The sequence below is a fragment of the Zunongwangia sp. L-65 genome, from assembly GCF_056859415.1.
Genome location: NZ_JBSXOK010000042.1, coordinates 1 through 13970, shown reverse-complemented (window position 1 = coordinate 13970; position 13970 = coordinate 1). Strand labels below are relative to the sequence as shown.

General features: G+C 36.7%; 5 protein-coding genes and 1 pseudogene. 1 reads left to right on the top strand and 5 read right to left on the bottom strand.

Features of this window, described 5'->3' with window-relative positions; genetic code table 11:
* Positions 1-143 precede the first annotated feature (143 nt).
* The 4 genes from AC13DP_RS04730 to AC13DP_RS04715 form a co-directional block, all read right to left on the bottom strand.
* Complete coding sequence (locus AC13DP_RS04730; protein ID WP_483067384.1) at positions 144-2519, bottom strand: glycoside hydrolase family 2 TIM barrel-domain containing protein; 2376 nt, start codon at positions 2517-2519, stop codon at positions 144-146.
* Positions 2520-2577: 58 nt separating this feature from the next.
* The gene (locus AC13DP_RS04725) at positions 2578-4134 is read right to left on the bottom strand and encodes a glycoside hydrolase (RefSeq protein WP_483067383.1); all 1557 of its coding nucleotides are present in this window, start codon (positions 4132-4134) and stop codon (positions 2578-2580) included.
* Positions 4135-4304: 170 nt separating this feature from the next.
* Complete coding sequence (locus AC13DP_RS04720; protein ID WP_272958327.1) at positions 4305-5993, bottom strand: RagB/SusD family nutrient uptake outer membrane protein; 1689 nt, start codon at positions 5991-5993, stop codon at positions 4305-4307.
* Positions 5994-6004: 11 nt separating this feature from the next.
* Positions 6005-9109 carry a SusC/RagA family TonB-linked outer membrane protein gene (locus AC13DP_RS04715; RefSeq protein WP_347405716.1) on the bottom strand — a complete coding sequence of 1035 codons (3105 nt, stop codon included), beginning with the start codon at positions 9107-9109 and terminating at the stop codon, positions 6005-6007.
* Between the two features lie 220 nt (positions 9110-9329).
* On the opposite strand from AC13DP_RS04715, the gene AC13DP_RS04710 reads away from it, so the two are divergent.
* Positions 9330-13373, top strand: a complete 4044-nt coding sequence (locus AC13DP_RS04710) for a two-component regulator propeller domain-containing protein (RefSeq protein WP_347405715.1) — start codon at positions 9330-9332, stop codon at positions 13371-13373.
* 135 nt (positions 13374-13508) lie between these two features.
* Here the strand turns inward: AC13DP_RS04710 and AC13DP_RS04705 are convergent.
* Positions 13509-13808: pseudogene (locus AC13DP_RS04705) on the bottom strand (NADAR family protein); the annotation flags it as partial.
* Positions 13809-13970 lie beyond the last annotated feature (162 nt).

Here is a 13970-nt window from a genome sequence, read left to right as displayed (position 1 = left end):
TGTAGAGTACAAAATCACTACGGCCATCAAGCTTATGGCGGTCTACTTTAGTGGGATCTTCCCACTCGTTTTGCTGCGTATAGCCCACCGTAAACAATAATAATCCTAGTAGGCTTAAAAAGGTCTTTTTCATAGTTTTAGATTTATCTTTCATTTAAGGTGAATGATTTTTCACCAATTCCCTTTACCTTAACATTGATTGAAACATCCTGATTTTTTGTTCCTTCTGATAGTTTAAGATATGCTCGTAATTTTCCCTGATAAGAACTTCGCTGATTACTTTGGTAATTTTCGTGACTTTTCAAGTCTCCGCTTTCTAATCCCAGCACTTTTATTGATGATGGCAATTCAAAAGTCACCGGGCGATCATCATTTATGATAAGTGTCCCGTTTTTATCTATCAAATCAATATCAACAATAAGAATATTATCCACCTCAGTTCCAATATCTTCTTTGTTATAAGTGATTTTAAAATCTGCTATCGATTCAGGTGTGTGTAATGTATGAGTCGCTATTTCTTTTCCTTCTTTATTATAACCTTTAAGTAATAACGCTCCGCTTTTAAAAGGCACCTTCCAGAAGATCATTTTTCCATCGTATTCGCCTTTTTTCTTTCCTAAGGATTTATTATTTAAAAAAAGCTCAACCGAATCAACATTAGTATATGCGCTCACATATTTTACATCCTTTTCAGATCCGCTCCAGCTAGTTGAAATATGGCGTCTCTTGATAACATTCTCTTCAGTTTCAGTTATTCCCATAAAAACCATAGGATCATCATTCCATAAACTTTTTCTAAAATAAAAGTCCGGTTTTGGTTTTCCCGCAAGATCAATAATTCCGGCACCACTACTTCTATAAGGCCATTTTCCAGCCTCCCCGATAAAATCAAATGCTGTCCATAAAAACTGGGAAGCGATAAAATCATTGTTTTTTACGGCATTCCAGGCACTAAGCGCATCCCCATTTTCACTTCCATAGATAATCCTTTCGGGGTATTTGGCATGATCTTCTTTATATCTAAATTCCTGGTAATTATATCCCACAATATCCAGGATCTTAGGGTAGGCTGTAAAGTTAGACATGGTTACACCAGCAAGTGCCGCAGTAACAGGCCTTGTGGTATCAAATTTCTTGACAGCCATACTAAGTTCATTTGCAATTTTACCTAATTGATCTACCGGGGGGTGATCGGGCATATATCCTTTGCCGTAAATTTGAGGATTTCGGCCTTCATCTAAAACGGGATGAGTGTAAGGATCATTAGGATAATCAATTTCGTTGCCTATACTCCACATAATTATAGATGGATGGTTCCTATTCCGCCTAACCATATCTTCTACATCTTTAGCACCCCATTGTTCAAAGTCTTTATGGTAACCATCTTTACCGGGTGTTCCTTCATTCCAGCCTTCAATCCACTTATTTTTACCAAATTCCCATTCGTCAAAGGCTTCGTCCTGAACCAGGAAGCCCATTTCATCAGCAAGATCATAAATATAATCCTGATGTGGATAGTGGCTCATTCTAATAGCGTTTGCACCAAGTTTTTTAAGGGTTCTTAACCGCTCTTTCCAAACTTCCTTAGGGACGGCAGCACCTAGAGCTCCGGCATCATGATGGATACAGACCCCTTTAATCAACATGTTTTTTCCATTTAAAAAGAAGCCTTTATTAGCATCAAACTTAAAATCCCTAATTCCAATTTTATCACTCCATAGCTCCATCAATTTACCGTCTACTTCTATACGGATATCTACATCATAAAGATTAGGGGTATCTGGTTCCCACAGTTTCGGAGTATCTATTTTTAAATGCAGTTCGTTATAATTTTCCCTATTAGGATACAACTGTAATGTAGAGGTGTTCGTGGCTACAATTTCACCTTCGTTATCGCTTATATTGATGATGATAGTTGAGGGGGATAGCTGTCCGGTTAAATTTTCAATTTCCAGCTGGATATTTAATTCTGCCTCATCTTTTTCTATTTTTGGGGTCGTTACAAAAACACCCCATTGTGAAAAATGAATGGGATTTTGCTGAATTAAATAAACATTCCGATAGATTCCGGAGCCGGTATAATATCTGCTATCTGCATAATCGGTATGATTACATTTTACGAGTATTTCGTTTTCTGTTTCGTTTAAGTATGGCGTTAAATCGTATTGAAAAGGTATGAATCCATTAGGTCGTTTACCTAAAAAATGACCGTTTATCCATACCTCACTATTTTTATAAACACCATCAAAGTAAATACTGTATTTTTTATTTGGAGAATAATCCTGAATAACAAAGTTTTTCTTGTACCAGGCGATACTACCGGGAAGAAACCCCGTTCCACTTGCCCACTTGGGATCGAAATCACTTTGAATACTCCAATCATGAGGAAGTGATATATTTTGCCAGTTCACATCACTTTTATTTGTTAATTCTCCCAAATGAAACTGCCAGGATTCATTAAATAGCATCTTAGAATTTTCCTGTGCGCTTATAGCTAACGGAAAGCTTACAACAAGCAAAAGGAGAATTTTTTGCCAATGCAATAGCGTTTTTAAAAAATTTATATTCATATCATTTTTAAAAAATTAAAGTGGTGATTGATTTTCCGGCTAGCAAAATTTTAGCACCATATTCTACAGGAGCTAAGTTTTTATCACTGGAAGTTACATAGGATGATTTGGGGGTTAAGGACTTTTCGTCATTTTTAAACTGAACCTGAATTGCTTTGTCCAGAGGGTTGATAAGTACTAGAATATGCTCCTGATTATCTGGAGAATTAAAGCCTGAAACCAGAACTCCTTCAGGCAATTCATTTTCTGTACTAATTTGAATGCGTTTAGCTCCAGGCCTAATAAAACGGCTATAATTTCCAAGCGCCCAAAGCATTTTACTGGCTTCAAAATTTCCGTCTTCTTTATTTTTATCGGCGTAAATTAATCCGTCTTTATAGTCATAAACCGATACTGCAGTCCACCAGTGCCAGGCTGAAGCATTAGCGATACTTAAATCATGATGTATCACTTTAGCCATATAAAGCGCGGGAGCAATCCCCAGATCTTTGCCGTTTCCTTCTATTTCTCCATCATTATCACCAAGAATACAATACTCAGACATCCAGTATTTTAAATTCTGAAATTTCTGTAAGTTTTGTTTAAGTTTCTTTCGTTCTCCAACTAATTTAGATTTAGGAGAAGTGGTAAAATAACTATGTCCTGAAATTACCTGACCTAAATGCTCAAGATTGCCAATGTAACCTGGTGAATTTTCATCAAAAAAATAGTTAAGCTGAGAACCTCTTCCGGGTTTATTATCGTCTTCGAATAAATAGTTGAGCTGTGCAGCTTCAGGAAGATCAATTTTTGTTGCTATATTGTTTTCGGTAAAACTGTTATTTATTATTCTGGTAATCGCTGCTATCTCATCATTCCAGAAAGGACTGCCTTCCTGTCCACCATCTGCCCAATCCCATTGCGGTTCGTTAAACGGACTTACAATGTCTACTGTAAGACCTAGTTTTTTCATCCCTTTTATACTATTACTTAAATAGTCTGCGAATTTTTGATAGTTAGCTTCTGCTAAATTGGATTGCTGGCCACTTGTACTAAATGCTTTCTTATTTCTGGTGAAATTTACATGTGGGCTATTTAGAAATACAAGCAATTGATCTACACCATAATCTTTGGCTGCTTTTGCAAACCAAACCTGTCCCGATTGCCGTTGCCAAGAATAGGTACCATTAAGTTCTAAAAATGAATCTGCTCTTCTCCATTCATCTGCGATACCACTATCACTACCCTGTTGAGCACTGCCTGCCCCCAGGTTAAATCGCCATAAGGAAAGACCTATTCCTAACGGATGCTTATTTTCATCCAACTCCTGACTAAAAAGGAGTTGTGCTATCTTCTGTTTTTTAGGATCCGGCCAATTGCCGATATGCTGTATGCTCCAGGCATCAGATGCACCAAAATTGTCTATCGTCTGAAAACTGACGTTATCTTCAATTGTTATCGTTATTACCTTATCGCTGTTTTCCTCTATAGTTTTTTTTTCTCCATCATTATTTTCATGTTGGCAGGAAATAAAAAACAAATGGAATGTGATTAGTAAAAAATAAGATTGAAAGTTTTTTATCATCGAATGAGTGTAATAGTGTTACCAGTAAATGGTCCTAACGGTTATAGTTTTTGCACATATTTTGGAATGTGGTACGTAAACCTGAATTATTGCGGATAACGAAAATTTATATTTAGAAAAGACCGGAAATAAAAAACCATATTGCCAACTGGCAATATGGTTTAATGATTTTAATATCCCGGATTTTGTTCTATTTGGTTATCAGAAGCTAATATTTCGCTTCTTGGAATAGGTAACCAGTAATTTCTTTCTTTAAAATTTTTTCCATCAAGCGCCGTAAAAGTACTGTAATTTAAATCTCCATCTGTTCTGGTAATTCTCATTCCCAAAGCAGGTTGGTTTTCTACCTCATCTGCGATCATCCATCGTCTTACATCATAATACCTGTGTTCCTCAAACGCAAGCTCAATTCTTCTTTCATGGCGAATTTTTTCACGCATTTCACTTTGGCTTAGTCCGCTCTCTATATTTGGCATACCAGCTCTGGAACGGATTAGATTTATGGCATTATAAACCGATTCATCTGGACCGGCAGCTTCATTTTGAGCCTCAGCGTAATTCAGTAAAATTTCACCATATCGTATATATATCCAATCTTGTGTACCTGCTACTCCCCATGGATTAATAATTGGAAGATCTTCATCGATAAACTTTCTCAGGTAGTAACCTGATTTACTGGTATTCCAGTTTGAAGGTCCATCCGGACTATCTAAACCGCCGGGCACAAATGTCTCTACTTCTCTTCCACGGTATTCAGCGCCATTATATAAAATGGTTTGGTAAAATCTTGGATCTCTATTTTCATAAGGCTCCTGCGCATGTGATTCGTTATTCCAATCAAATTCAGATCCATCAGCCATTTCATAGTCATCTACTAAATTTTGTAGTGGCACATTACCTGCCCAGCCGCCATATCCGTTGGGACCATTGGCGATTTCAAGAGCGGTATGTAAGGCGTTAAGATTGTAGTAGCGCGCAAATATTATTTCGTTATTCCCTAAAGATTCCAGAAAAAGCTTTTGGTAATCAGGATATAGGCTGTACATTCCAAGATCCATAACTTCCTTAGCAGCATTAGCCGCTTCAGCCCATTTTTGAGGATCACTGGCATTGTTGTTATATAACGGACTGGCTGCATATAATAATAATCTGGCTTTAAGAGCCATGGCAGCACCTTTTGTCGCTCTACCTTCCTGCCAGGTGTTAGAATGATTTTCAGGTAGACCATCAATAGCAGCGTCTAATTCGTTTATGGTATAGGTTAATCCTTCTGATATCGTACTTTTCTCGAATAAACTAGGATCGGTTAAATCGTCACCAAGTTCTACCACCCGGTCTCCCATAAGGACTACTTTGCCATAATTTCTAATAAGATCATGGTATCTATAGGCTCTTATAAATTTTAATTCAGCCGTAAGAACCTCTTTTTTTGAGTCGCTCATCGCTAAATTTTCGATATTGGTGAGGGCATAATTAACCTCTCTGATACTACGATAGCTACGTCCCCAAATTGTTCCTGCAATACCCGTATTTTCAGGGGCTAACTGTCCCTGCTGAATGAGCCAGGTATTATCATCATTGTTATAAATAGACTCATCAGTCAAAGAACTCCACATTGCATATTCAAAGCCTCTTCCAAAGCCGGGACGGCTTCCCTCGCCTTCTTTATCAGTAAGACGAACGCCCAGGTATCTGTTAATAACATAACCTTCAAATAAGGTGGAATCGTTAAGTATTGCCGAATCAGAAACACGATCTGTTGGGGTTACCTCTAAATAATCATCCTGACATCCTATCAAAATAAAACTTCCTAATAGGGAGAATAAGAATATTTTTGTATTTAGTATATTAAATTTCATAAATCCTTTTTTTAAAACTGAACATTAATTCCAAGATTGATAATCTTTTGTTGTGGGTAGAACTGTCCGCTTTCGCTACTACCTTCAGGATCAAAATCCTCTACATCGGTAAAAGTGAATAGATTAAATGCACTGGCATATATTCTTGCATTACCTATGGCTAGTTTATCTGTCCATGTTGCGGGAAGGGTATATCCTAATTGAATATTTTTAAGACGAACAAAGGCTGTATTTCTTAGCCAGAAATCATTTCTGAACCTTCCTCCGCTTACTGCAGAAGAAGCACGTTCACTTACTCTGGGGTAACTTCCCTGAGGGGTATCCGGTGACCATCTGTTATCGGCCCAGCTGCTATAAAAGTTACCAACAGTTCCAGATTCCGGAAGCACATATTGTCTTACCTGACCCTGGCCGGCAAATACAGCTGAGAAATCGAAATTTTTATAATTAGCATCCAAAACAAGCCCAAATGTTATCTGAGGGATGTTTCCGTATTCACTTCTGTACATGTCATCTGGAGTTATTTCCCCATCATTATCAAGATCTTCATAGATTAAGTCACCTAATCTTGCGCCTTCAACATGTGGATAATTATCCAGATCTTCCTGTGTTCTAAAAATTCCTATAGCATTGTATAACAGATAGGTGTTAAGAGGACGTCCTGTTTGTTTTTGGTAATCCAGAACACCAGGGGCCTCATCAATAAAACCAATCTCGTTCTTTGCATAAGTGAAATTTCCCTGTACTCCAAAGTTAAAATCACCTTCCCCTTTGAAGTCGTAACCCAGGCTTGCCTCAAATCCATGGCTTTTCACTTCTCCAATGTTTTCAGATGGAACCAATGGGTCGTTATCATTTGTTGGGTATGGATTTACAATTCCCGTAGTTCCTGGGATTGATGCATTACGGTTAATCAGAATATCTTTTCGATCCTGACTAAAGTAGATGACTTCGGTATTAAAATGATCCAGCCATTTAAAATTTACTCCAATATCAGTTTTTTGCGCTACTTCCCATGTTATATTAGGGTTAGCAAGTCTTATAAGGTCGATACCCGTAACGACTTTCCCTCCAATTACATAATTATTATTAATGGCGTAATTGTCGAAATATTGAAACTGCCCCACATTATCATTCCCCAAGACACCGTAAGAAGCTCTAATTTTCAAATCATCAAAGAAGTCTACATTAAACCAGTCTTCCTGGGTAATTCGATAACCTGCAGAAATAGAAGGAAAAACACCATATCTATTCCCTTTAGGGAAGATAGAAGATCCGTCTACCCGCATTTGAAATTCGGCAAGATATTTTTCGCTGTAATTATAAGCTATTCTCGAAAGGAAACTCTCTCTGGTAAAGTTATAACTACTGCCATAATTATCTTTATCGGTCGCTGCTCCTCCTCCCTGAGAAAGTTCAGGAGTTTGCGTGGTTGGGAAATGAATCCTTGACGCTCCTAAAGTATGATCCTTGTTTTCACTTCTTTCGTAGCCTATAAATGCATCGATATTGTGATTGTCGAATCTTCTTTTAAAGTTCAGCTTAATATTACCAACCGTTTTGGACTGACTGAAGTGTTCCTCCTCTAAAGAAGCCTGTTCATCTGGGCCGCCGCCAATAACCACTGGGCTGTAATCGTCGGTATTCCTATTGTAATTATAGAGGGTATATGGCGTTTTAAAATTCCTAATTCTACTGGATAGTTCATCTACAGAAAAGAAACCATCTATAGACAATCCATCAAGAAATGGTAATTCATATTTTGCTTTAAGGATTCCGTTAAACACATATTTTGGCTGATTATTTACTCCTCCCACAGAAGTAGCCATAATTACCGGGTTTGCATTTTCTATACCGGTAGATGGGTAACCATTTGGATATATGGCGGCTACTGTAGGGTAAGCTCTATATATCGATCTGAAAATATAATCAGCCCCTTCGGTTGCAAATTGCCGGTCTTCTTTTCTTCCTGATAGCGAAAGACCAACGCTTAACCTGTCAGAAATATCAACATCTAAATTTGATCGAACATTATACTGGTCATATTGGGTAGCCCCATTTTTATATAAACCTTCCTGGGATGTTTTGCCTAAAGAGAAGAAATAATTAACTTTCTCTGATCCCCCGGATACATTAAGATTATGTTGCGTTTGGGTAGCATAATCCCTAAGAGCCGCGTTTGCCCAATCGGTATTTGGATAATTTAAAGGATCATTACCATTAGCAAAAAGATTTATTTCTTCAGGAGAATAAACCTGATTCAGACCATCATTCGGACTGTTATAATAAGCGATTTCATTTCTTATCTTGGCATAGGTCGATGCATCAGCCATATCGGGTAATCGCGTAGGAGAGGAAAATCCTACATCAAATTTATAAGATACCGATGGGGCTGAGTTCGTTTTTCCTCTTTTAGTAGTTACCAGTATCACACCATTTGCGGCACGGCTTCCGTATATTGCAGCTGATGCATCCTTAAGTACTGTGATACTTTCAATATCTTCCGGCGAAAGTCTGGAAAGACCTCCAACCTGTCCCGGTACACCGTCAACAACCACTAAGACATCGTTATTACCAGTTGTTGCCAATCCACGAATACTGATACTCGAATCATCATATCCTGGTTCCCCACCACGGTTATTGGCGATGACTCCAGAAATCCTTCCAGAAAAGGAATTGGAAAGGTTAGGTTGCGGACTTTTTACCAGATCGCCACCTTCTACTTCAGATACAGAACCCGTAAGCGTGGCTCTTTTTTGCCCACCATACCCAACTACGACCACTTCATTAAGGGATTCGGTGTCATTCTCTAATGTAATAGCGAAGGATTTTTGATCACCAACCTCAATTTCTTTGGTTTGAAAACTTACAAAAGAAATGACTAATATGGCATTTTCAGGATCACTTACTTCTAAAGAAAATTTTCCATCCATATCGGTTACCGTTCCATTAGAGGTGTTTTTTACAACTATGGTGGCTCCTGGTAAAGGAAGGCCGGTTTCATCAAACACCTGCCCGGTAATTTCAATTTGCTGGGCTAAAAGTGTTGAGCTTGCCATTAATAAAACCAACAATATGGGTTTGGACTTGCCCAGGTTTAGTAAAAATTTAAACATATACTGTAATTTTAGTTAATTGTTAAATAAAAGTTAGCTTTGTGCGAATAAATTGTTTGAAAACGATTTCGCTTCTTTTTGTTGTTACAATTTTCCTAAAATTAGCAGGAATTTATGGGGTGGTAATTGACTTAAAGCAAGGTGATAAATGACTCAATTTATTGTTTTACTGATCTTTAATGTGTGTTTTTGAAAAATCAACAAAATTACTTTCGTCTAAATGAGAATTCGTAAGTGTTTATATGGGTTTATATGTTTAGTGTTGCAATTTTTCTATTCCAGCGATTGTTTTGCACAAAAATCACCCTCTTTTCATTTCTATAATATTACTACCGAGGATGGATTGTCCAGTAATCTGATTAATGATATTACCCAGGATTCTTTGGGATATATATGGATAGCTACCAATGATGGATTAAACAGGTATGACGGAAATAACTTCAAAGTTTTTAAAAGTGGAAATCCGTATTATCATATTTCCAATAACTACGTTCAGAATATCACTATTGTTGGAAACAAGCTGTATATCGGTACTGACGGCGGGTTAAATATTTACGATATAAAATATGAGTCTATAGAACTCTTTGATACGAGATACTCTGATATTCTGGGAAATAGTATAAGTGCACTTCATAAAAGGCCTGATGCTAATATTTTAGATATTGGAATATATAGGGCGGGCTTACAACATTTAGATCTGAACCAAAATTCTTTTCATAAAGCTCCTGCAATAAATAAGTATTTATCTTCCAAAGAAGTATCCTCGATAATTCAGCGGGACAGTTATTTATATGTAGGAACTTTTGATGATGGCTTAAATCAAATCGACTTAAAGACTAATACCTTAAAAGCAGATTATTTAAAACTAGGAGCAATAAATACTACGTATCTTGATCGTAAGGATAATATTTGGATTGGCACCAGAAACGGTATTGTGATCATTACAAAAGACAATACTATTCTTAGAATAGAGCAAGGAATTAATTCAGCAGGCGGATTAAGCGACAATGATGTATTATGTTTTCAGGAAGACCACAATGGATACATGTGGGTTGGTACTCGCAATGGAGGGATTAATCTTATAAAAATGGATAATCTACAGAAGGAGCAACCTTTGGATATACAATGGTATTTGCCTTCAGAAGGTTCAGAAAGTATAAATAACCGCACCGTATCTGTTCTTTACCTGGATAAGGAAGAGAATATGTGGGTAGGTACTCCTACGGGTATAAGTTTTACGAAGACAATTGGAGAAATAGTAGGGATTCGTAAGCATAAGAACGATACTGATCAAAGCCTTAGTCATAATAGAATAGGAGCGGTTGCAAGTTCTAAAAATGGAAATATCTGGGTTGGTACTGATGGCGGCGGACTCGATTATTACGATCCTGAAACAGAGGTTTTTAAACATTACGCCCAAAATACTGATGAAAACAGTTTAAGTAGTAATTATATTCTTTCGTTACTGGAAGATTCGAAAGGGAGATTATGGGTAGGTACTTATCGTGAGGGTTTAAATTGCCTGTACAATGGGAGTTTTAAGCACTATCTTCAGGGAACAACTTCTGAAGGTAGTGATGTACGTGTTATTTTTGAAGATCATCATCAACAAATATGGGTGGGGACCAATCGGGGTGGATTATTTAAATATAATGAAGATGCCGGAATTTTTGAGCATGTTCCAGCTCTGGAAAAGCTGGATATTCGTGATATAGACGAAGATCAGGAAGGCAATTTATGGATGGCCACATACGGATCCGGACTTAAGAAATATACCCCTAAAACTCAGCAGCTCACCACCTATGCTACCGATGAAGGACTGGACTTTCCCAGTAGTATTATATTTAGTGTATTGTGTACAGCAGAAAATGACGTTTATGCCGGAACAAGGTATGAAGGGCTGGTACATTTAAATACTGTGACAAACAGGTTTGACCGGATCTCTGAAATAGATGGATTAAGCAACAATTCTATAGTAGGAATGGTTAAAGACAATAATAAATATATTTGGTTAAGCACTTTTAATGGTATAAACCGGTTTAATATAGAAAATAAAGAGGTCGTAAATATATCTTCACTCACCAATTTACAAAATGGGGAATTCAATATAGGAGCTATTACAAGAAGTAAGAACGGTGTAATTTATATTGGGGGAAATAATGGGCTGAATTTTTTCCAATCTTCTGAAATATTAAAAGAGGATACCCAGGTCTCTATTTATTTTGAAAACTTAAAAATTTTAAATCAAAAAGTCAGTGTTCAAAATAGCAAGGATGCAATCCTTGATAAATCCCTTGTTTTTAAGAAAGATGTCAATCTGGCTTACAAGGAAAACTCTTTTTCTATAGATTTTCATAGTTTAAATTTTCCTTTCGTAAAAAACACAGAATTGATTTATAAATTAAAAGGCTATAGTGATATTTGGATAGCTGCAAATGGTGCGGGTACGGCAAATTTTACAAAAGTTCCTCCCGGTAATTATCAGCTTCTGGTAAAAAGTAAGTCGGGATTAAAGGAAATAAAACAGGCACAATTGGGAATTACTATCGCCCCGCCTTTTTGGAGTACCTGGCCTGCTTATATTCTCTATATACTGTTTTCGATCTTACTTATATACCTGATATCCCGATATTATAGTGAACGAATTAAATTAAGAAATTCTATTGCTTTTGAAAAAAAACGATATCAACTGGAGCATCAGCTAAACGAAGAACGGTTGCGGTTTTTTACCGGATTTTCGCACGAGCTTAAAACACCGCTGACTCTAATTTTAGCGCCTATCGATAATTTACTGGAGAAGATCAAACAAAAAGATTCAAGGGAGGATCTAAAGTTTATTAAACGTAATGCAAATAGCCTACAGCAGGCTATTAATAAATTATTAGAATTCAGGAAGTCTGAAGAAGGCCTTAGTGAACTTCATTGCGGGACTTATAATATTAAAGACGAATTAAAGCGCTGGTTAACCAATTTTCAGCCACTGGCTAAAGAGAAAAAAGTACATTTAACATTAGAATATACCATTGCTCAACAGCATTTGTATTGTGATATCGAGAAATTTGGAATAATTATCAACAATATATTATCGAATGCGGTAAAATATTCAGAGGTAGAAACTGAAGTTAAACTGAAGGTTTTTTGTGAAAATGATGATCTAAAAATAAGAGTAAGCAATCAGGGAGAGGGAATTAGTCCGCAGGAAATAAGCCATATTTTCGAATGGTATTACCGTGCCAGGGAACATCGCCAAAAAATGGGAACGGGTATTGGATTAGCCTTATCTAAAAGCTTTGCCGAGCTTCATGAGGGGACGATTAGCGTTACAAGTATTCCCGGTAAAAATACCATTTTCACCCTTTGTATTCCAAAGAAATTTCTGGTAGCCGATAAAGAGATTATAGAAAATCTAACAGAGCCTTTACCGGAAGTTCCTAAAGAGGAACTTTACCAAGCCGTAAATACGGAACATCAAAAAAGTCTTAGCACGGCAAGCAATAAAAATATCATCTTGGTCATAGACGATAACCCTGAAATCCGACTTTTTTTAGAAAATATCTTTAAGGAGGAATACGATTTACTGTTTGCCCAGGATGGGAGTGAAGGGGTTAGTAAAGCGATAAAGTATATTCCAGACATTATTATATCTGATGTCATGATGCCGATAAAAAATGGTATAGATCTTTGTTTAGAATTAAAAGAAAATATAGAAACCAGTCATATTCCAATCATATTGCTAACAGCAAGGGAAAATACAGAAAGTATCAGTTCTGGGTACAAAGGTGGTGCCGATCTTTATATCACAAAACCTTTCAAACCAAAAGTGTTACTTGCACAGGTGAGTAGTTTACTTACTAACCGGCAAAAATTACGTTCTTATTTTTCCTATTCTCATAACCTGAAAATAGAAGATGATAAAGAAATCAATTCTAATTTAATCCATTCTGAAAAACAATTTCTGCAAAGTATCGAAGCTATCGTATTAAATCCTGATCATTTAAAGAAAGTGAATACCACTTTTCTTGCCAAAGAACTGGGGATGAGCCGGACTCCGCTTTACCGAAAGGTTAAAGCGCTTACCGGGTTTAATATTAATGAACTAATTAGGGATATTCGGTTAAAAAAAGCAGCCGACCTAATTTACCGGGAAAACTATTCGGTGACTGAGGCTTCTTTTGCAGTTGGTTTTAACAGTATTAAATATTTCAGGAAAATCTTTAAAGAGAAATACGGCAGTAACCCTTCTGAATATAAATCTGAAGCATGATGAACTTGTAATTTTCCTGCTACGGAACTAGAGGAATTTATATTGTAATGCTGCTAAAATCGAAACTTCGTTACAATATTTTTTGCATAGATTTTAGCGGTCTAAACGATTTGTTTAGTTCAAACTGAAGCTATTTCAATGCTTAGTGTTATTTAGCAGGTCTCTCGTTTCCATTAATGCATAGCCCAGTAGATTTAGTCCATTCCAAAAATATGGGATTTTAGCATTCTCATCGTTTTGAGCAAGCCCTATTCCCCAAATGCCATCAACAGGACTAGCTTCCACCAAAACCCGGTCGTTTGTATTTTTTAAAAATCTTGACAATTCTTTATTTTGCCTAAACTTGTAAAAATTACCTCTTACTACAATTTCAAAGCGATTTTCCTCCCAAATTCCTTGATTAAAATTTCTGACTTTTCTTCCAAGTTCTTTTACTTTACCAGATTTAGCACTAGTGTATGCACCCCACCAAGTACATCTAGGAAGTTAATCTGAATATACTTATAACAGAATTTAGCGGTGAAGATCTATTAGGTATTCTTTAGTTTTTTATAATTCTGTGGATACAGATCCCGGAGGTTTTTATGATTGATAGTG